The following is a 19,819-nucleotide window of genomic DNA, read 5'->3' as shown; positions in this document are numbered from 1 at the left end:
TTGCCCGCAAGCGCGCACGGCTCCGCGATCAGGCCCGGGCCTTCCTGCCGCCGACGAAAGCGCCGGAAGATATCGCCAGCCGTCTCACCTGTGCTCAAGCTGCCGCCTGACGCGGCGGGACAATGCGAGGGGGCATCGCCATGCCTTGCATGACCCGGCACCGCAAAAGGCGCGCGAGCACGTTTTCCAAAAACCCCGCGGGGCCGCCGCGCCAAAAGGGGCGCGGCCTTCCCGATGGGCGAGGGCTCAGCCCGCCGGCGCCTCAGTGCACGCTCACCGTCACCAGCTCATGTTCCATCGCATTGGCCAGCGCGGCTTCACGGCTATCGGTCAACATGATGGGCGTGCCGTCCGCGGCATGCAGGGTGAACAGGGTCATCCCCGGCGCGATCTGCGGCGCCTGCGGAAACATGGCCTTCACATCCTCAGAGCGGATGGTCCGGACATAAGCGATCTCGCCGCCGCCCAGGCCCGCCAGGGCTTCAGGTGTGATCTCGTGTGCCAAATTCTCAGTCATCTTCATTACTCCCTCACTCTGGCGCGCCACCGCCCACGCCCTCAAGGCCGCGGGACGATATCGATCCGCTTGACCTGCCGCACCGGCTCCGGGCGAACGAGATCCACGGAAAGCAGGCCGTTGCGCAGCTCGGCGCCGAGCACGTTCATGCCTTCCGCAAGGACAAAGGTGCGCTGGAACTGCCGGGCCGCGATGCCCCGATGCAGGAAGACCCGGCTCTGCCCGTCATCCACCTGCCGGCCACGGATGGTCAGCTCCTTCTCGTCGAGGGTGATCTCGAGCTGGTCCGCGGAGAAACCCGCCACCGCCAGCGTGATGCGCAGGCAGAGCGGTTCACCCGCCGCCGCTTCAATCCTCTCCACATTGTAGGGAGGATATCCGTCGGCCCCCTTGGTCACCCGATCGAGCACCCGCTCGACCTCGTCGAACCCCAGGAGAAACGGGCTCGACAACGAAGATACTCGCGACATGCCTCAAGTCCTCATCAAGCGACTTGGTCAAGCGATCTGGCTTGTGCCGGACGCGCACCTATCCGGCCGCGCCCACCGGGACCCTCAGCGGCATCCCGACGTTTTCGCATATGGGAAGGGCGGGACCCGCCCGCAAGACCGGGCGGCGCGCCTCCGACATGGGGACCCAGCCGGCCCGTCGCCGCGGCACGCGGACACATTGCGCGCGGGGGATCAGGCGGCCCGGCGCGGCCCCACCACATGGCGGGGGCTGAAGCTGTCGGGATCCGCCGCCGCCCAATCGGCCGCGTAATGGGTCTCGTCCGGCGCCGCCAGCAGGATTTCGGCGGGCAGGAAAGGATAGATGCGATCGAGGGCCTTCACCTCGATCGGGCTCACCCGATGCCAGATGTGGTGCGGCAGCAGCTCGCTGGGATGAGTAAGCCCCGCCGCCGCCACCAATTCCGCCAGGGCCGCGACCGTATGGTGCTGGAAATTCTGCACCCGCTCCGCCTTCTCGGCCACCACCAGGCCCCGCTGGAGGTGGGGATCGGAGGTGGTGACGCCGGTGGGGCACTGGCCGGTATGGCAGCGCATGCTCATCACGCAGCCGAGCGAGAACATGAAGGCGCGCGCGGCGTTGCACCAGTCGGCGCCGATCGCCATGTTGGCCGCCATGGAGAAGCCGGAGGTGACCTTGCCCGACGCGGCGAGCCTCACCTCGGGCCTGAGGCCGGTGCCCACCAGCGCGTTGCGCACGATGATGAGCCCCTCGCGCAGGGGCATCCCCACATGGTCGGCCAGCTCGTGGGGCGCGGCGCCGGTGCCCCCTTCCGACCCGTCCACGACGATGAAGTCGGGCCGGATGCCGGTCTTCAGCATGGCCTTGGCCATGGCGAACACCTCGGTGGGATGGCCGACGCACAGCTTGAGCCCCACCGGCTTGCCGCCGGACAATTCGCGCAGGCGACCTACGAACTCCATCATCTCGACCGGCGTGGAGAAGGCCGAATGGCGGGCCGGCGAGATGCAGTCCCGGCCCACCGGGATGCCGCGCGCCTCGGCGATCTCGGGCGTCACCTTGGCGCCGGGCAGCATGCCGCCATGGCCCGGCTTAGCGCCCTGGGACAGCTTGACCTCGATCATCTTCACCTGGTCGTCGGCCGCCCGCTCGCGGAACCGCTCCGCCGAGAAGGTGCCATCCGGGTTGCGGCAGCCGAAATAGCCGGACGCGATCTCCCACACCACGTCGCCACCATGGATGCGATGGTATTTGGAAAGGCTCCCCTCCCCCGTATCGTGATAGAAGCCGCCCCGCTTGGCGCCGAGATTGAGCGCTTCGATGGCATTGCCGCCGAGCGAACCGAAGCTCATGGCCGACACGTTGAGCACCGAGGCCGAATAGGGCCGCGTGCAGGCCGGCCCGCCCACCGTCACCCGGAACGGCTCGCGGCTCACCGGGGTGGGGGCGAGGGAGTGGGTCATCCACTCGTATTCGGCCGCGTAGGTGTCGAGCTCAGTACCGAAGGGCTGGCGATCTTCCTCGTTCTTGGAGCGGGCGTAGACCAGCGAGCGGTCGTCGCGGTTGTAGGGCTTCTCGGAAAGATCATCCTCCATCAGATATTGGCGCAGGTAGGGGCGGATCGCCTCGAACAGCCAGCGCATGGAGCCGATGACGGGATAGTTGCGCAGCAACGAATGGTTCGGCTGGATGATGTCGAACACGCCGAGCAGCACCAGCGGGAACAGCACGCAGAAGCCGATCAGCCACGCCTGATGGCTCGTGAACGACAAGATCACGCAGATCAGCGCCCCGAGGCAGACGGCGATGAAGACGCTGTAGCGGCTGAGCAGCCGCTTGGCGCCCGGCGTCAGCCCGAAGCGCGCGGTGGTGTTGCCCGTCATGAGTGGCGGCCTCCCGTTTGGATTGACGCCAAGCTACAGCATCTTCATGAAAAAGGGGCCACCATGAAAAAGGGGCGCCTCTTGCACCGCTCGCCGCGCCCCCGGCCATCCAGCCCGGCGCGGGGCTCAAACGGTGGCCGCGGCCGCGAAGCGATCCGCGAGGGCGCGCAGGACGGGGATCTGCCGGGGCAGCTCGCTCCAATAGCGCCGGTTCAGCTCCAGATTCACCACTGCGCCGGCATCGAACCGGCAGCGGGCCGCCACCTGCTCCCAATCGATGCCGCCCCAGCCGAGGGGCAGATGCAGGTCGCCCTCGCCCAGGCCCGCCCGCTCGCCGTCATCGATGGCCCAGCTCGTGGCCGGACGGCCGAAGCTGTCATGGACATGCAGATGGCGGGCATAGGGGGCGAGCGCCGCGATCTCGGAGAAATAATCCACGCCGGCGTCGGTGGTGCGCAGGAAGGCGTGGCTGAAATCCAGCGTCGCACGCACATGGGGATGGTCGAGGGTGGCGATCTCAGCGGCGAGGCGCGAGGGCAGCGCGGTCTCGCGCATGGGCTCGAAGCGGAAGATGTTCTCCACGCACAGGGTCAGGCCATGACGCGCCGCGCGGTCGCCGGCTTTTTCCAAGGCGGCGCGCTGGCGGACATAGGCGGCGTCCACGTCCGCCTCCTCGCGCACGCAGCCGGCATGGACCACCAGCGTCACCGCCCCCAGGGCCCCGGCGACATCGATGGCCGCCTCGAGATAGGCGAGGTGATGGCGCTGGCGGGCCGGATGATCCATCAGGTTCACGGCCAAGGGCCCGTGCACCGTATAGCCGAACGGCCGGTTGGCGGTGGCCTCCACCAGGCGCTCCAGGCGCTCGGGCAAAACCTTGCCATCGATGATGAGGGTCCACGCGAAGATCGGCAGCTCCACATAATCGACCCCCAGCCGCTCCGCCTCGTCCAGCTTCGGGCCGAGGTCATCGAAATCAGGTGACGTGGCGCGAATGGAATAGCCGATGCCCCGGATGGCCGGCCGTACTGCCTGTGCGTCCAATGCTGCCTCCTGTTCCACGTGCTTTCCGAAGGTTCCCGATGCCCGCGACACCGGCGCGCAAAGGGAGCCTTTCACGGGACAGGAGCGCACGAACGCGGCGAGATGAAGGGCAAGAGATGGAAGCAAGGGAGGGAGTGCCGGTGGGGATTGCCACGGTCGCGGCGCGCTTGGGCTCCGAAGGCGCTTGAGCTCTGAACGTGCTTGGGCGCCGAAAAAGAATGAGGGCGTTCGCCGGGGGTCGACGAACGCCCTTTATCCGGATCGATGACGCTGACACCTGACGATCGATCCAACACTTCCTTAGCAAGACTCCGGCCAGCTGCCGAAGGCCCAGATTTAGCGATACATATGGGATTGGCCACTAAATATGGATCTACAGACTGAACCGGAATTGCAGAATGCGATCAAATTTCTCGTTTTGCAATATCTCCATCCGCATATTGCAAAATGCAAGGCAGCCTGACGGCCGCGCGGGCGCGCTGTGCCGGTTCCCGCTTGCTCGTGAAAATCGCCGCCCCAAGTCGCGGGGCGGCGCCGGTCTCAGCCGTCTTGCCGACCGGGTCCGCGCTCGGCGGCGAGCCACATGTCGAGGAAGCCATCGAGCCAGCGGCACACGGCGGCGTCGTAGCGTCCCCACCCTTGCAGGTGGGCCTCACCGGGCTGGGCGCCGCGCTTGGTGAGGTTATGGGCGCCGCGGACCGTCCACAGGCACATCATCTCCCGCGTCACCTCCGGGTGAAACTGGAGGGCATAAGCGGACGCGCCATAACGAAAGGCCTGGTTGGGAAACACCTCCCCCGTGGCCAGCAGGTCCGCGCCGCGGGGCAGCTCGAAGCCCTCGGAATGCCAATGGTACACATGGCTTGGCCAAGGCAGCAGCGCGGCGCCGGTATCGGTGGCCGCGAGCGGATAATAGCCGATCTCGCACGTCCCCTCCCGATGGGGCGACACCCGCGCGCCGAGCGCCTTGGCCATCATCTGCCCGCCCAGGCAGATGCCAAGCAGCGGCGTCTGCGCCTTCAGGGCCCGATCGATGAAATCGATCTCGGCACGGATGAACGGCAGGTCGTCATTGACGCTCATGGGCCCGCCGAACACCACCGCCCCCGCATAAGACGAGAGGGCGTCGGGCAAGGGATCCCCCAGCGCCGGCCGGCGCACGTCGAGCCGGTAGCCCCGCCGCTCCAGGCGCTCGCCGATGCGCCCTGGCGTCGAGTGCGCCTGATGCACCACGATCAGAATGTCGGTGCTGTCCGCCGTGTCCCGGCCCGGCACCTGAGACAGGACGCACGGAGCGGACACGGCGCCGGATTGGAGGGCCTCTTCATTCAGAAGCGGCGCCACCGGCCATTCCGCGGCTCCTTCCGCCGCGAATCCCGCTTCGTCGGGCTCGCCCTGCGGCGTCCGCGCGCCACCACCGGCGTCACCCGCCCGGACGGCACCCCCATCAGGGGCATCGGGCGCGCGCCCATGCCCGTCCCCGGCAGGCGCATCCCGCCCGCACCCGGCGCTTGCAGGTGTTTCGCCTTCGACCCAAAGCGCGCTAGTCTTGTCGCTCACCGCCAGTTTCCGCCTCCTCACGGATCTCGCGACGGATCTCCACCCGATCGCGCGTATCCACATTGAGCAGCTCCGCCGCGCGCCAGACGAGATTGTCCTCGAACTCGGTGAGGGTGCCGTCAGCGAAGGCCACCTGGAACATCATCTCCACGATGCGCCGGCGACCCGCGTCGTCCAGAGCCCGGTTCAGCACGCTGGTGAAAGCATAAAGATCAACGGCTTCGGCATCCTTGGCAATGGCCAATTCGACCAGCTTATCACTTTCCGCCCCGGCCAGGGAAAACCGCTGCTCCAGGACATGCTTCAGCATGGAGCGTTCCGATTGCGTCACCACGCCGTCGATGGTGATGACATGCACGAGGAGTGCGGCGGCAGCGAGACGGTAGTCATCGGCACCGAACGCGGTCGCCTCCCGCTGGCCACCGGCGATGTCCATGATGAAATCGGAGAGGCTGCGAAACATACGAAGGCATCCTGCGGCTCGAAGCGGCTCCGGCGTCAAAAGCGCCGATGCCACCGGTGGGCGGAACATGAACGACAGATGGGCGCCCGGCGCCGGAGCGCAAGCACCCAGGGCGCACGGGGCGCCGCCCGCGCAGGTGCCATGATGCACGCCCCGGCGCAAGGTCGGCAACCCGCCCGCGCGCCTGCGGCCCGCTCGGCAATGTGCCATGATGGGGAGGGGAATCGATCCGAACCGCGCCGGGCCGCACAGGCCCCCGCGGAACAGGAGGGCATCCAGTGCGCGATCAGCCAGCCGGCCGCGGCACCATCCTCCTGGTGGAGGACGAACCCTTCGTGGCCCTCCTGGTCCAGCAGGTGCTGGAAGACCACGGCTTCGCGGTGGTCGTGGCCACCCACGGCCGGGCGGCCCTGGAGCAGGTGGAGAGAAGCCGGCCGGGCGCGACATGGGCGGGCAGTGCTCCGCTGGAAGGGTCCCTTGCGGCGGCCCCCGACGCCCTGGTGCTGGCCCTGGTCGACATGGGCCTGCCGGACATGGACGGCGGCGATGTGGTGCGCGCCCTGCGCCGGCTTCTTCCGGCGCTGCCCATCGTCATCGCCACCGGCTACGCCACCGAGGAGATCGAGGCGGAGTTTGCCCGCGTCGACGGCGTGGCGGTCATCCGCAAGCCCTATGACGGGAGCACCCTGCGCACGACCTTTCAACGCTTCGGCATCGACCTGCCGGAAGAGTGAGTCCGGCGCTGCGTCACACCGGACCACGAGCGGCCCGCCTGGCCTGTCTTTGACGTTCCGGCCAGGTCACCCCAGGACACCGCCAGGACACCGCCAAGGCACCGCCATCCATGGGCGGCGCGCAAGCGGAGAGCGCTCAGCGGCGCAGCAGCACCTGACCCAGGACCAGACCCAGGCCGGCGGCCAGGGCGCAGGCCGCGAGCGGCCGAGCGCGGATGGTCTCGCGGACGGTTTCACACCGCCCCTCGGCCCACACGCCGGCGCTCTCGACCTTGACCTCGGCGGCGGTGACGGCCTCGTCGGCCAGATCCTTGGCGCCCTGGCCGGCGGCATCAAGCAGGCGGGCGATCTCGGCCCGCAGCCGCTCCAGATCCTGCCGCACGTCGGCGAGGTTGGGTTCGGCGGCCTCTTCGACCTTCGCGGCGGTGGACTTCTCGACCATGCTACGGCTCCTGTGGGTGCGGGGCGATGGGAAGGATGCGCCGGAACGGTCCGCCGCCGCAAGGGCGCGAAGCGACCGCCGGACCCGCATCGGGATGGGAATGGTCTCTCTCAGGCGATGCGGACCGCGGACGGCGCGCGCTTCGCTTCATGGAAGAACAGGGCCTGGGCGATGGTGGCCTTCACCGTCTCCGACAGGAATGGTTTGGTGATGAGATAGGTGGGCTCCGGCCGCTCGCCGGTGAGCAGCCGGTCGGGAAAGGCGGTGATGAAGATCACCGGCACATTGTAGGTGCCGAGGATGTCGTGCACCGCCTCCACCCCGGACGAGCCGTCGGCGAGCTGGATGTCGGCCAGCACCAAGCCGAAATCGCCGGCCTCCGCCAGCTCCACCGCCTTGGAATGGGTCGGCGCCACGCCCACCACCTCGTGCCCCAGCTCGTTCACCAGGCTGCGGAGATCAAGGGCGATCACCCATTCGTCCTCGATGATGAGAACCCGGGTGGCGGTCTGCCGGTCGATGTCGCGCTGGGCCGCGATCACCTGGGCTTCCACCTCGTCGATGCGCACGGCGAGGATGCTCGCCGCCTCGGTATAGGAAAAGCCCTCCATGGCGGTGAGCAGGAACGCTACCCGCGACGACAGGTCCATGGCCTGGAGGCGCAGGTCTGCGTTGAGGTCCGGCGGGCCGCCGGGAACCTTGCGGTTCCACACCCGATGGAAGGCGCGATAGAGAGCGACCCGGGAGGAGATGCCGCCGTCGAGCGCCACCTTGCCGTCGATGAGCGCCTGAAGGGTCTCCCGCACCGCACCATCGCCCGCCGGCTGGGAGCCCAGGAGCGCGCGCGCATAGCGCCGGAGCGCTGGAAGCTGCTTGACGATCGAAGCGTGCGCCATGCGCGACCCCTTGTTGGCGATCGGGTGTCCCCGAATGCGGGTTCCGGTCGCGACCCTGCACCCGGAACCCGGCGAAAAAGGGAACAGGTTCCAAACGCCACCTTGGCCGGAAAGTTCCAGGCCGCCCGGAACCGCCCGGCAACGCCTTGCATTATAAAGGGCATGAAGCTGGCCTTCACCGGCGTCGTCGCCGCGACGATGGCGGGTCTTGTCGGAGCTGTCGATGGATTGGGTGAAGGCGGAAGCGGCGCGTGCGCGCCACAAGGAGCGCAGCGCCATCTTCGCGGCGGCCGCCGGCCATCCGCGCGGCCTCCTGGACAGTGTCCGCCGGCGGCTGATCGTGATGGTCCTGTTCGCCCTCGCTCCCATCGCCGGGCTCAACTTCATCCAGGGCGCCCTGCAGCTTGCGGCGGCGCAGCAGGAGGCGCGCCAGCGGCTCCTGCAGCATGCGCAGGCCGATGCCTCCACCCTCGAAAAGGCGTTCGCCTCGGCGGAAAACGTGCTGCGGGCGCTGCAGAACGTGGCCGACGTGCGGGAGGGCGGCCCCTCCTGCCCGGCGATCCTGCACGGCGCGGTGCTGAGCCTGCCCTTCGCCAGCAACATTTCCGTGCTGAATGCGAACGGCACCCTGGTCTGCTCCGCCCTGCCCCTGAGCGCACGCAATGTCGCGGGCGAGAGCTGGTGGCAGCAGACCCGGCGCGGGAACAGCTTTGTGCTGTCGAACCGCGTCTTCAGCCGGGCGGCGCGGACCGAGGTGCTGGTGGGGGTGCTGCCGCTTCGGGAGCCGGACGGGCGCTTCACTGGAGCCGTGACCCTGTCCATTGACGTCGCCTGGCTGGAGGGGCTGCTGCGGCGCGAAACGCCGGCCAACCAGGGCGTGGTCAGCTTGTTCTCGGCCTCGGGCGAGGAATTGCTGTCCAATGCACGGCCCCTGTCCGCCGTGCTGTTCGCCGGCCAGACCATGGCGCCGCCGCAGGCCGGGCGGCCGCCTGCGCTGCGGGAGGCGCAGGACGCGGTCGGTCGCGGCTTCACCTTCGCCACCGCCCCCCTCGGCCGCGACGATCTGGTGGCGGCCTTCGCGCTGCCCACCGACCGCCTGTTCCGCTGGACCGTCCTCACGGTGGCGGCGAGCTTCGCCCTGCCGACGCTGATCGTGGTGGTCTCGCTGGTGGGGCTGTGGCTGGCGGTGGACCGCATCGTGCTGCAATGGCTGCTCTATCTGCGGCGGGTCACGGCGGTCTATGCGCAGGGCCATTACGGCTTCCGGCCGACCCGCATCGATGCCGCCCCCAGCGAGTTCCGCGCCCTCGGGCATGCGGTGGAAAACATGGCGCTCGCGGTGCGCGAGCGCGACGCCAAGCTGCGGCAGGGACTGGCGGAGAAGTCGGCCCTGGTGCGGGAGATCCACCACCGCATCAAGAACAGCCTGCAGATCGTGGTCAGCCTCATCAGCCTTTACGGCTCGGGGGTGCGGGGCGAGGACCGGCGGCGGTTCGACCAGTTGCGCACCCGCGTCAACACCCTCGCGCTGGTGCATCGCATCCTCTACGAGGCGGCGGAGGGTTCCCAGGTGCGGCTGAGTGAGCTTCTGAGCGAGCTGGCCGGGTTGCTGGAGTGCGCCTGCGAGCGCCCGGTGCGGATCTCCGTGGAGGCCGAGGATGCCCCCCTGCCCATGGACATGGCGGTGCCGCTGGCGCTGATGGTGGTGGAAATCGTGCTCGATCTCGCCGCGGGCGGTCAAGACGAGGCGCCGATGGGGCGGGCGACGGCGCTCACCCTTGCGGGGGTCGTTACCGAGGGGCGCCTGTTTCTCCGCGTCGGCGCCGCCGGGCTGCAACCGGCCCGATCCGGGGCCGGCGATCTCGCCCAGGGCTTCGCCGGGCAGCTCGGCGGCACCCTCAGCCACGGCGCGGACAGCGGGCGCACGGTGGTCTCCGGCGACTTTCCCTGCCGCCCCTGAACGATCCCGTGCAACTTGCAGGGAACCTCCGCCGTTCTGCAACGTTCATGCTTCTGGAGCCGGATGGCCGGGCGCGGTCGTGGCAGCAAAGCCGCGCGGCGGTGGCGGCTTTCCTTGCGCCAGATGGCGCCTGAGCGACGTCCGATCCGGACCGGTGAGCACCGGGACCGTTGGTATGGAATGCTAGGGACCAGGAGCAGCAGTCATGGAAAAGGTTCAACCGAAGAGCCGTTCCCACCGCGGCTTTGCGGCCATGGACACGGAAAAGCAGCGCGCCATCGCCCGCAAGGGCGGCGAAAGCGTGCCAGCCGAGAAGCGCAGCTTCTCCCAGAACCGGGCATTGGCCGCCGCCGCCGGCCGCAAGGGCGGACAAAGCGTGTCCGACGACCAGCGCAGCTTCTCCCGCAACCGGACCCTCGCCTCCCAGGCCGGGCAGAAGGGCGGACAGAAAAGCAGTGGGCAGGGCTCCGGCGGCCGTGGGGCCTGAGCCGGGAACGGGTTCTGTGCGGATCTGCGTGCCCGGAGGCGGCGGACATCGCCGGAACATGAGAGCGAGCGGGCGGATGGGGCTTGCTTTCCCGCGTGGTCGGCGCTGTCCTGTACTGAGACGGACGCGCGCCCCGATCCGGGGCGACCGGCGCGACGCGCGGTGGCCCGCCAGCCGTCTCCTCCGTCGTGGCGCGGTCGGACGCGGGTGCGACGTGCCCATGATCCGCCCGGCGTGGGGCACCGGCGCGGCCGATGTCGTCGCACGCGAGGGTTCGCCATGGATGTGATGCCCCGCCCGCCCGCGACCGGCCCGGACAGCGAGCCGCCCCTGCGCACGCAGGTGCTTGAGTTCCTGCCGGCGCTGCGCGCATTCGCGCGCTCGCTCACCCGCAACCGCACCGAAGCCGACGATCTGGTGCAGGAGACGCTGCTGAAGGCGCTCGCCAATGTCGATCGCTTCGATCCCGGCACCAACCTCCGGGCCTGGCTGTTCACCATCCTACGCAACACCTACTACACCGACATGCGCAAGCGTCGGCGCGAGACCGAGGGCCTGTCGGTGCTGGCGCACCAGGACAGCAACGTGGGTCCGAGCCAGGAATGGTCCATGACCCTGAAATCCCTCCAGGAAGCCCTGACCCATCTGCCCGACGACCAGCGCGAGGCGCTGGTGCTGGTGGGCGCCGCCGGCCTCTCCTACGAGGAAGCCGCCGAGGTGTGCGGCTGCGCGCTGGGCACCATCAAGAGCCGGGTCAACCGCGCCCGCACCAAGCTCCTGGTCCTGATGGGCGCCGAGGCGACCGCCGATGTGGTGGAGGCGGACGCCATCGCCCTCTCGACCGCCCATGGCGGGCGCAACGACAGCGGCCGCGGCGACGGCTGAGCCGCGCCGGCCGGCACGCCGCGCTCGCGCACCGAAGGCCAAGGACACAGGGCGCGTGAAGGCACAGGAACGAAAGACGCGGGGACGTTGAGGCCGCCGCGGCGCCGATCGTCAATCGGGCGCCCAGCCGGGCGGCGCCAGCTCGAAACCGGCGAACTCGAAGGCGGGCGCCACGGTGCAGCCCACCAGGGTCCAGGCGCCACGGCTTTCCGCCGCCTGCCACGCGAAGGCGGGCACCACCCCCTGTGGCCGCTCCCCCAGATGCAGCTTCGGTCCCAGCACCAGCGCGCTGCGGGTGGCGCCATGGGCCACCGACAGGAGGAGCGGCGCCCCCGCGTGCCAATGCCAGATCTCCACCGCATCCACCCGGTGCCAGTGGGACCGCTCGCCGGCCGCGAGCAGGAAGTAGATGGCGGTGGAGGCGCCGCGCCCGCCGTCCGGCGCCACATCGCGGAACGTCTCGCGGAAATGCCCACCCTCCGGGTGCGGCTGGAGGCCGAGCACGGCGATCACCTCGGCCGCGGACAGGCGCGGATCGAGGGCGGAGACGGGGTCGGGCGCACTTTGAGGATCCACCCTTCACCCCCGGAAATCGTTCTTGCGCGCCCGCAGCTCCGTGAACACGGCCGCCGGCTCCGCGCCGGCGAGGCCGAGCCGGGCGGCGAGCTCCGGATCATCCGCCCGCAGGAAGGGATTGGCCGCCATCTCGTCGGCGAGCAGCGAGGGCACGGTGGGCTGGCCCGCCGCGCGCGCTTCCTCCACCCGCGCCGCAAACGCGCGCAGGTCCCGATTGTCCGGGTCCACCGACACGGCGAAACGGGCGTTGGCGGCGGTGTATTCATGCCCGCAATAGATCGAGAGGTCCGCCGGCAGGGCCCGCAGGCGCAGCAGGGAATGCCACAACACCGCCGGCTCGCACTCGAAGGCGCGGCCGCAGCCGAGCGAGAACAAGGTGTCGCCCGAGAACAGCAGCCGCTCGTCCTCGAACAGATAGACCACATGGCCCAGGGTGTGGCCCGGCGTCTCCAGCACCCGCCCCACCAGCCCCCCGACCGCGACCGGATCGCCGTCCTCCACCACCGCGTCGAGGCCGGGGATGGCGTCGGCTTCCTTGCGCGGTCCCACCACGGTGACGCCGTAGCGGGCCTTCAAGGCGGGAATCCCCTGCACATGGTCGGCGTGGTGATGGGTGACCAGCACCTGGGTGAGGGTCCAGCCCGCCGCGTCCGCCGCGGCGATGATGGCCGCGGCATCCGGAGCATCCACCACGGCGGTGGCATCGGTGGCGGGGTCATGCACGAGCACGGCATAATTGTCGGACAGGCAGGGAACGAGACGGATCTCGGCCGGCACGGACGGCTCCTTCGGTGCGATGGGAACGCCACCATAGCAGAGCCCGCGCGCCCCCGCCTCCCCGCTTTCATGCCGCAGCACCAGATCCCAGGCGACCCTGCGGTGCCGATGGTCTATTCATGCGCGGCGAGAAAGGTGCGATCGTGCTCCACTCACCCGGCGCGGGCGCACTCCGGCGGAAATCGCGTGCCGCGGGGACCTGGAATCGACAGCATGTGGGATCTCGGCAGTCAGGGGATCATCAGCGGCGGCATGAATGTCGACGTGGTGGACCTCCGCAATTTCTACGCCCAGCCCCTCGGCGTCATGACGCGGCGGCTCCTGGGGCGCGCCATCCGTGTCCGCTTCGACGACCTCACCGGCCTCGCGGTGCTCGGCCTGGGCTACGCCACGCCCTATCTCGGCGTGTTCCGCGAGGAGGCCGAGCGCTGCATCGCCGTAATGCCGGCTGCCCAGGGCGTGGTGCGCTGGCCCTCCACCGGACCGACCCTCGCCACCCTTGCCGATGAGACCTCGCTGCCCCTGCCCACCGCCAGCATGGACCGGGTGCTGGCGGTGCACGCCCTCGAGATGACATCCAATCCCGCCGAAATGCTGCGCGAGGTGTGGCGGGTGCTGGCGCCCGGCGGCCGGCTGCTGGCAGTGGTGCCGAACCGGCGCGGCGTATGGGCGCGGCTCGACACCACGCCGTTCGGCAACGGTCGTCCGTTCTCGCGCGGGCAGGTGGTGGGCCTGCTGCGGGAGGCGCTGTTCACCCCGGTGGGCTGGAGCGAGGCCCTCTACGCCCCGCCGAGCCCCTGGTTCCAGCGCACCGCGGTCGCGTTCGAGCGCATCGGCGCGCGGCTGTCGCTGCCGTTCTCCGGGGTGCTGGTGGTGGAGGCGACCAAGCAGCTCTATCGCCCGGTGACGGTGCGCCGCACCCGCCTCGCGCCGGTGCTGGAACCGGCGCTGGGGCCGGCATTGGGGCGGATGCCGGCGGTCTGACCCTCGCTCCGCCGCCGGGCTACGCCTTGCGGGTGAGGCGGAACACCGCCTGCTCGCCCATCAGGTTCCACACCCACCACGGCATGTCGACGCGCACCCGGTGGCCGGCGGAATTGAGCGCCACCGCCTTCTCCATCTTCGCGTCCAGTTCCTCCGCCAGGGCCACGAAGTCGCGGATGGTGCAGAAGTGGATGTTGGGCGTCTCGTACCAGGCGAACGGCATGTTGTCCGTCACCGGCATGCGGCCGTTGACCAGCAGGTCAAGCCGCGACCGCCAATGGCCGAAATTGGGGAAGGAGACGATGGCTCGCCGGCCGATGCGCAACATCTGCTCCAGCACCCAGCGCGGCCGCCGCGTGGCCTGGAGGGTCTGGGACAGAATGACATAATCGAAGGCATCGTCGGGATAATGGGCAAGATCCACGTCCGCGTCGCCCTGGATGATGGCGAGCCCGCGCGCCACCCCCGCGTTGACGCCCTCGCGGGACAGCTCGATGCCACGGGCATCACAGCCGCGCGTGGTGGCGAGCAGCTCCAGCAATTCGCCATCGCCCGCCCCCACGTCGAGGACCCGCGAGCCGGGCTTCACCATCTCCGCCACCACCACGAGGTCGACGCGCCCGCCCTCCGTCCTCACCGCCCCTTCGTCCAGCACGGGTTCGCGCAAAGCCATCCTCACCTCCCGCGTGCCGGCGGCAGGCCGAAGGCGCGCGCCGCGCTGTCGAGGAAGCCGTGGGCGATGGCAAACAGTTCCGGCTCTTCCAGCAGGAAGGCGTCGTGACCCTTGTCGCTCTCGATCTCCGCGAACGAGACATTGGCGCCGGAGGCGTTCAGCGCATGGACGATGGTGCGCGAATCCTCGGTCGGGAACAGCCAGTCGGAGGTGAAGGAAACAAGGCAGAATCGGGTCTTCGAGCCCTTGAAGGCATGGGCCAGAACCCCGTCGTAATCGGCCGCGAGGTCGAAATAATCCATGGCCCGCGTGACATAGAGATAGGAATTGGCGTCGAACCGCTGCACGAACGCCTCGCCCTGGTGCCGCAGGTAGCTTTCCACCTGGAAGTCGGCGTCGAAGCCGAAGGTGGGCGTGGCCCGGTCCTGAAGGCGCCGGCCGAACTTGCGATGCAGGGCCTGGTCGGACATGTAGGTGATATGCGCGGCCATGCGCGCCACCGCAAGGCCGCGATACGGCATCACGCCTTCCGCCAGATAGCGGCCGCCACGCCAGTCCGGATCGGCCATCACCGCCTGCCGGCCGACCTCGTGGAAGGCGATGTTCTGCGCCGAATGGCGCGCCGCGGTGGCGATCGGCAGGGCCGAGAACACCCGCTCGGGATAGCTCGCCGCCCATTGCAGCACCTGCATGCCGCCCATGGAGCCGCCGGCCACGCACAGGAGCTTGTCGATGCCCAGGTGATCGAGCAGCATGGCCTGGGCGTTCACCATGTCGCGGATGGTGACGAGCGGCATGTCGAGCCCGTAGGGCCGGCCGGTGGCGGGATTGGTGGAAGAGGGCCCGGTGGTGCCCATGCAGCCGCCGAGCACATTGGCGCAGATGACGTGGAAACGCTCGGTGTCGATGGGCTTGCCCGGCCCCACCAGGGTCTCCCACCAGCCGGGCTTGCCGGTCACCGGATTGAGATTGGCCGCGTGCTGGTCGCCGGTGAGCGCATGGCACACCAGCACCGCATTGGTGCGGGCCGCGTTGAGCTCGCCATAGGTCTGGTAGCCGATCTGCAGATGCGGCAGCAGCACGCCGGCATCAAGCCGCAGGGGCTGCGACGGGCCGAAGCGCGCCACCGGCGAATGCGGATCGTCCGCCTCCTGCCGGGCACGGGTTTCGACGGCGTCTTCTGCCTCGGCATCAGCCTTCGGGGCGGAGGCATCCGGGGGGACGAACGATGTCATGAACGGAACCAAGCGACGCCCAAGGGCGGCTGTCAAGGGCCGCTGTCAAGGGCGCCGGTCAGGCGACCGGTGGCAACGAAAGACGCCGCAATTCCCAAACCTTCTTAAAATTGTAAGCCGGCGCGCCGATAAGGGCTCCGCGGGCGGCCCGCGCGCGTGGCGCGGCCGACGGCACGTCACCCCCTGCCCTGAGCGTCCAGGATCCCTCTTGGCGCATGCGGGCGCGGGGATCTGCGTGCGGTGGGGGAGAGCATGAAGGATCCGTTTGCGAAGACCATCGGCTATCGGCTGAACCACACCGCCCGCCTGCAGCGGGCGCTTTCGGCGCGGCTCTTGAGCGATCTCGGCCTGTTTCCCGGCCAGGAATCCGTCTTGAAGCTGCTGTCGGAGCAGGATGGTCGCACCATGGGCGATCTTGCCGCAGCCCTGCGCGTGCGCCCGCCCACCGCCTCCAAGACCATCGCCCGCCTGACCAGTCAAGGACTGGTGGAGCGCCGCACCACCGATGGCGACGGCCGGCTGGTGCGGGTGTTCCTCACCGAGACCGGGCGCACGCGCAGCACCGCCATCGACGGCGTCTGGGAGGCGCTGGAGAACGAGATCGTCGCCGGCCTCGACGGCAAGGAGCGCAAGCGCCTGCGCAAGCTCCTGCGCAAGGTGGAGAAGAACCTCGCCGCGCGCCTCGGCACCGATGGCGGGGCCGACGATGAAGCCGACGCCACGGACGACGACGAGGACATCTGAGCCGGGCGGCGCGGCCCGCCCGCGCCCCCGTCCCCCATCTCCACAGGCGCCGGCGCGATCCGCCATCACCGGCGGCTCATCCTCGCTTTGGTCAAAATCCGCCGTATCCTCGCGCCGTCACCCGCCAGATCCTGCGCCAGGAACCCCACGCCATCATGTCCGCCCCCCGCCTGCTCGTCGTCGAAGGAAACACCGCCGAAGCCCGTGCCCGCCAGATCCATTTCGGAGGGCAGGCGGCGGGCGAGGGCTATGCCCAGCTCCTGCGCGAGCTCGCCCCCGGCGCCGGCGTGGACATCTGCTACCCGGCCGATCCCGGCGCCAACCTGCCCGACAGCGCCGGCCTCGACGGCTATGACGGCATCGCCATCACCGGCTCCTCACTGAACATCTACAACGGTGGACCGGCCATCCGGCAGCAGATCGACCTTATCCGCACCGCCTTCACCACCGGCGTGCCCATATTCGGAAGCTGCTGGGGCCTGCAATTGCTCACCGTCGCGGCGGGGGGCAGCGTGCGGCCCAGTCCGCGCGGACGGGAGGTCGGCTTCGGCCGCCGCATCCGCCAGACCGCCGAGGGCGCCGCTCATGACCTGTTCGTGGACAAGCCCGGCGTATTCGAGGCCATGACCGTGCATCTCGACGAGGTGGAAACCCTGCCCGAAGGCGCGCGCCTGCTGGCCACCAACGACCATTCCCAGGTGCAGGCGGCGGAAATTCCGGCTGGCCGTTCCACCTGCTGGGCGGTGCAGTACCACCCCGAATATCCGTTCCGGGAAATGGCCGCCATCTTCCGCCGGCTGCGCCCGTCCCTGGTGGCGGAAGGCTTCTTCCTGGACGAGGACGAGGAAGAAGCCTTCATCGCCGATCTTGAGCATTTCGAGCGCGAGCCCGGCAACAAGGCGCTGGCCTGGCGCTGCGGCATCGACGGCGCGGTCATTTCCAAGGCGGTGCGCACCCTTGAACTCCGCAATTGGGTGGAGCGGCTGGTTGTGCCCACCCGCGCCGCCCGCGGGCGCGGGTAGAGCCCGTCGCGCTCAGCTCCGCGCCAACCGGCGTTCCGATGGGTCGTCGCCCGCCTCGAACGCCTCCATGAAGGCGGCGACGCGCCGGTCCACCCGCACGTCGGAGCCCCGGATCGGCCGCACCAGGGACAACCCTTCCAGCGACCGGGCGCGGGACAGAGCCACATAGGCCTGCCCGGCGGCGAACGCCCCCTCGCCGAAATCGATGCGCACGTCGTCAAGGGTCAGCCCCTGCGCCTTGTGCATGGTGAGCGCCCAGGCCGGGGCCAGCGGCAGTTGGGTATAGGTGCCCACCACCTGGGCCTCGATGCGCCCGCTCGTGTCATCCCAGCCATAGCGGATGCGCTCCCAGGTGAAGGCGTCGACCTCGACGGTGGGGCCGGCATCGAGCTTCACCATGGCGCTGAAAGGGGCAAGGCCCACCACCGTGCCCACCGAGCCGTTGACCCAGCGCCGGGCCGGATCGTTGCGCAGCGCCATCACCCGCGCGCCCCGCTTCAGCACCAGCTTTTCCGCCACCGGCAGGCGGTCGCCCTCCAGGCCGAACTCCCCCTTCAGCACACCGGCGAACGCCCGCCCTTCATCGGGCAGGGCCGCGAGGCCGCGCGCATTGTAGGCATCGGCGCGGGCGTTGGTGGGGGTCAGAAGCACCGGCAGCGCCCCCTCCCGATGGGGCCGCACGCAGGCCTCGTTCAGCGCCTCCGCCGCCTCGCGCGCGCCGCGCCCGCGCCGTAGCGCATCGAGCATGGCGATGAAGGCGCGATCGGTCTGCCGATGCACATGGGTGAACGGCACCCCGGTCGCCGGCCGGTCGGCCAGCGCCTTGGCGTGGAAGGCGAACGGCCCCTCATAGCCCATGCGCTCGAGCATCTCCTGCTCGGCCATGGGCACCACCGGGGGCAATTGGAGGAAATCACCCACCAGCACCACCTGCACGCCGCCGAACGGCTCGGAGGTGTCGCGGGCGATACGCAGGGAGATGTCCACCGCATCGAGCAGGTCCGCCCGCACCATCGAAATCTCGTCGATCACCACCCGGTCGAGCCGCTTCAGAAGCCGGCGCACCTGCACCCGCGGCTTCACCTCGTCCGGATTGAGCAGGCGTGGGGGGATGCCGAAGAAGGAATGGATCGTCTGCCCGCCCACCTGGAGCGCCGCCACCCCCGTGGGCGCCAGAAACACCTGCTTCGGCGCCGGCTTCGCCCCTTGCTGGCCCACCGGTGTCTTGCGCAGCTCGTGCAGGAAGGTGGTCTTGCCGGTGCCGGCGCCGCCGAGCACCATCAGGGTCGGCGCCCGCGCCGCGAGGGCCGCGAGCGCCCGCGCCGACTGGCCCGCCGGATCAGCCAAAGCCCCGCCAAGCTGAGCCATGCCGCCGCCGGGCTGGGAGACATCGCCGCCGGGCTGGGCCACGGGCGGCGCGCCGCCGCCCTGCTCGCTCCCGCTCACGAGAGCAGGCCGGCCTCGCGGGCGAGGTCGAGCAGGTTGCGCTGCGGCCGGGCCCCGAGCTGGGTGATGATCTCGCCCGCCGCCAGCGCGCCGATGCGCAGGCAGGTGGCCGGATCGAGGCCGCGCGTGTAGCCGGCCAGGAAGCCGGCCGCGAACAGGTCGCCGGCGCCGGTGGTGTCCACCACCCGCTCCACCGGCACCGCCGGCACGCTCACCACGGCGCCGGAGGTGACGAAGGAAGCCCCCTTCTCCGAGCGCGTCACCACTGCTTCCCGCGCATCCTTGCGCAGGGCGACGAGGGCGGTGTCGAAATCGGCGGTCTCGTAGAGCGCCTTCAGTTCCGCCTCGTTGCAGAACACGAGGTCCACGGTATGCGTGCGGACGAGGTCCAGGAACTCGGCCCGGTAACGGTCCACACAGAAGGAATCAGACAAAGTGAGCGCGACCTTGCGGCCGGCGCCGTGGGCGATCTTCGCCGCCGCCAGGAACGCCTCCTTGGCCGCCGGCGGATCCCACAGATAGCCTTCGAGATAGGTCACGGCCGCGCCCTGCACCATGGCCGGGTCGAGATCGGCGGCGGTCAGATCCTGGGCGGCGCCGAGGAAGGTGTTCATGGTGCGCTCGCCGTCGGGCGTCACCAGGATGAGACAGCGGGCGGTGGCGGCGCCGGCCGGGGCCGCGGGGGTGGCATAGGCGACCCCGGCGGCGCGGATATCATGGCCGAACACGGTGCCGAGACCGTCCGCCTTCACCTTGCCGATGAAGCCGGCGCGCGCGCCCAGGGCCGCGACGCCCGCCGCCGTGTTGGCGGCGGAGCCGCCGGAAATCTCGGTGCCCGGCCCCATGGCGCCATAGATCGCCTCGGCCCGCGCCTCGTCGATGAGGGCCATGCCGCCCTTGTTCATGCCATGGGCGGCGAGGACATCGTCCTCCGCGCGGGCGAGCACATCGACGATGGCGTTTCCAATGGTGAGGACGTCGAGGGTGGGAGCGGACACGGGCGGCAATCTCCGAAAATGC

General features: G+C 69.7%; 21 protein-coding genes. 7 read left to right on the top strand and 14 right to left on the bottom strand.

Annotated elements, in window-relative coordinates:
• Positions 1-262: 262 nt before the first annotated feature.
• From HUW53_RS02845 to HUW53_RS02820, 6 genes are all read right to left on the bottom strand, one after another.
• Positions 263-517 (bottom strand): BQ00720 family protein, encoded by a 255-nt coding sequence (locus tag HUW53_RS02845; RefSeq protein ID WP_237344225.1) that lies wholly within the window; start codon positions 515-517, stop codon positions 263-265.
• Positions 518-558: 41 nt separating this feature from the next.
• The gene (locus HUW53_RS02840; RefSeq protein WP_237344224.1) at positions 559-987 is read right to left on the bottom strand and encodes an Hsp20 family protein; all 429 of its coding nucleotides are present in this window, start codon (positions 985-987) and stop codon (positions 559-561) included.
• 213 nt (positions 988-1,200) lie between these two features.
• On the bottom strand, positions 1,201-2,871 hold the full coding sequence (locus HUW53_RS02835; protein WP_237344223.1) for an FMN-binding glutamate synthase family protein: 1,671 nt from the start codon (positions 2,869-2,871) through the stop codon (positions 1,201-1,203).
• Positions 2,872-2,997: 126 nt separating this feature from the next.
• A complete protein-coding gene (locus tag HUW53_RS02830) occupies positions 2,998-3,915 on the bottom strand; it encodes a sugar phosphate isomerase/epimerase family protein (RefSeq protein ID WP_237344222.1) in 918 nt (305 codons plus the stop codon).
• 540 nt (positions 3,916-4,455) lie between these two features.
• The gene (locus HUW53_RS02825; protein ID WP_272903743.1) at positions 4,456-5,199 is read right to left on the bottom strand and encodes a glutamine amidotransferase; all 744 of its coding nucleotides are present in this window, start codon (positions 5,197-5,199) and stop codon (positions 4,456-4,458) included.
• A gap of 259 nt (positions 5,200-5,458) precedes the next feature.
• Positions 5,459-5,938, bottom strand: coding sequence for a tellurite resistance TerB family protein (locus tag HUW53_RS02820; RefSeq protein WP_237344221.1), 480 nt, complete (start codon positions 5,936-5,938; stop codon positions 5,459-5,461).
• 278 nt (positions 5,939-6,216) lie between these two features.
• Here HUW53_RS02820 and HUW53_RS21935 point away from each other — a divergent pair, with 278 nt between their 5' ends.
• Positions 6,217-6,672, top strand: a complete 456-nt coding sequence (locus tag HUW53_RS21935) for a response regulator (RefSeq protein ID WP_237344220.1) — start codon at positions 6,217-6,219, stop codon at positions 6,670-6,672.
• Between the two features lie 136 nt (positions 6,673-6,808).
• On the opposite strand, the gene HUW53_RS02810 is transcribed toward HUW53_RS21935, so the two are convergent.
• Positions 6,809-7,114 carry a hypothetical protein gene (locus HUW53_RS02810; protein ID WP_237344219.1) on the bottom strand — a complete coding sequence of 102 codons (306 nt, stop codon included), beginning with the start codon at positions 7,112-7,114 and terminating at the stop codon, positions 6,809-6,811.
• 110 nt (positions 7,115-7,224) lie between these two features.
• A complete protein-coding gene (locus HUW53_RS02805; RefSeq protein ID WP_237344218.1) occupies positions 7,225-8,010 on the bottom strand; it encodes a response regulator in 786 nt (261 codons plus the stop codon).
• Between the two features lie 208 nt (positions 8,011-8,218).
• Here HUW53_RS02805 and HUW53_RS02800 point away from each other — a divergent pair, with 208 nt between their 5' ends.
• The 3 genes from HUW53_RS02800 to HUW53_RS02790 all read left to right on the top strand — a co-directional run bounded on the left by HUW53_RS02800 (position 8,219) and on the right by HUW53_RS02790 (position 11,342).
• The gene (locus HUW53_RS02800) at positions 8,219-9,970 is read left to right on the top strand and encodes a sensor histidine kinase (RefSeq protein WP_237344217.1); all 1,752 of its coding nucleotides are present in this window, start codon (positions 8,219-8,221) and stop codon (positions 9,968-9,970) included.
• Positions 9,971-10,175: 205 nt separating this feature from the next.
• Positions 10,176-10,457, top strand: coding sequence for a con-10 family general stress protein (locus HUW53_RS02795; RefSeq protein ID WP_237344216.1), 282 nt, complete (start codon positions 10,176-10,178; stop codon positions 10,455-10,457).
• 288 nt (positions 10,458-10,745) lie between these two features.
• Positions 10,746-11,342, top strand: a complete 597-nt coding sequence (locus tag HUW53_RS02790) for a sigma-70 family RNA polymerase sigma factor (RefSeq protein WP_370877768.1) — start codon at positions 10,746-10,748, stop codon at positions 11,340-11,342.
• Positions 11,343-11,453: 111 nt separating this feature from the next.
• Here the strand turns inward: HUW53_RS02790 and HUW53_RS02785 are convergent, their stop codons facing one another.
• Positions 11,454-11,918 (bottom strand): cupin domain-containing protein, encoded by a 465-nt coding sequence (locus tag HUW53_RS02785; RefSeq protein WP_237344214.1) that lies wholly within the window; start codon positions 11,916-11,918, stop codon positions 11,454-11,456.
• Between the two features lie 3 nt (positions 11,919-11,921).
• Positions 11,922-12,695: a hydroxyacylglutathione hydrolase gene (gene gloB, locus HUW53_RS02780; RefSeq protein ID WP_237344213.1), complete on the bottom strand. Its 774-nt coding sequence runs from the start codon at positions 12,693-12,695 to the stop codon at positions 11,922-11,924.
• Positions 12,696-12,947: 252 nt separating this feature from the next.
• Between gloB and HUW53_RS02775 the strand changes: the two genes are divergently transcribed.
• Positions 12,948-13,679 carry a class I SAM-dependent methyltransferase gene (locus HUW53_RS02775; protein ID WP_237344339.1) on the top strand — a complete coding sequence of 244 codons (732 nt, stop codon included), beginning with the start codon at positions 12,948-12,950 and terminating at the stop codon, positions 13,677-13,679.
• 19 nt (positions 13,680-13,698) lie between these two features.
• On the opposite strand, the gene metW is transcribed toward HUW53_RS02775, so the two are convergent.
• Together metW and metX are read right to left on the bottom strand one after the other, a co-directional pair.
• A complete protein-coding gene (gene metW, locus HUW53_RS02770; protein WP_237344212.1) occupies positions 13,699-14,352 on the bottom strand; it encodes a methionine biosynthesis protein MetW in 654 nt (217 codons plus the stop codon).
• 2 nt (positions 14,353-14,354) lie between these two features.
• Positions 14,355-15,587 carry a homoserine O-acetyltransferase MetX gene (metX, locus tag HUW53_RS02765; RefSeq protein WP_237344211.1) on the bottom strand — a complete coding sequence of 411 codons (1,233 nt, stop codon included), beginning with the start codon at positions 15,585-15,587 and terminating at the stop codon, positions 14,355-14,357.
• A 252-nt stretch (positions 15,588-15,839) separates the two neighbouring features.
• Here metX and HUW53_RS02760 point away from each other — a divergent pair, with 252 nt between their 5' ends.
• Positions 15,840-16,331 (top strand): MarR family winged helix-turn-helix transcriptional regulator, encoded by a 492-nt coding sequence (locus HUW53_RS02760; RefSeq protein WP_237344210.1) that lies wholly within the window; start codon positions 15,840-15,842, stop codon positions 16,329-16,331.
• Between the two features lie 155 nt (positions 16,332-16,486).
• Positions 16,487-17,353, top strand: a complete 867-nt coding sequence (locus HUW53_RS02755) for a type 1 glutamine amidotransferase (RefSeq protein ID WP_237344209.1) — start codon at positions 16,487-16,489, stop codon at positions 17,351-17,353.
• A 12-nt stretch (positions 17,354-17,365) separates the two neighbouring features.
• Here the strand turns inward: HUW53_RS02755 and HUW53_RS02750 are convergent, their stop codons facing one another.
• Together HUW53_RS02750 and HUW53_RS02745 are read right to left on the bottom strand one after the other, a co-directional pair.
• On the bottom strand, positions 17,366-18,799 hold the full coding sequence (locus tag HUW53_RS02750) for an ATP-dependent DNA helicase (protein ID WP_237344208.1): 1,434 nt from the start codon (positions 18,797-18,799) through the stop codon (positions 17,366-17,368).
• Positions 18,796-19,797: an adenosine kinase gene (locus HUW53_RS02745; RefSeq protein WP_237344207.1), complete on the bottom strand. Its 1,002-nt coding sequence runs from the start codon at positions 19,795-19,797 to the stop codon at positions 18,796-18,798. Before HUW53_RS02745 ends, HUW53_RS02750 begins: the two co-directional genes overlap by 4 nt.
• Between the last annotated feature and the right edge of the window lie 22 nt (positions 19,798-19,819).

The organism is Xanthobacter agilis (assembly GCF_021730435.1).
Lineage (GTDB): Bacteria > Pseudomonadota > Alphaproteobacteria > Rhizobiales > Xanthobacteraceae > Xanthobacter > Xanthobacter agilis.
Note: the sequence above shows the minus strand (reverse complement) of the source record. Positions and strands in the feature narration are given on the sequence as shown.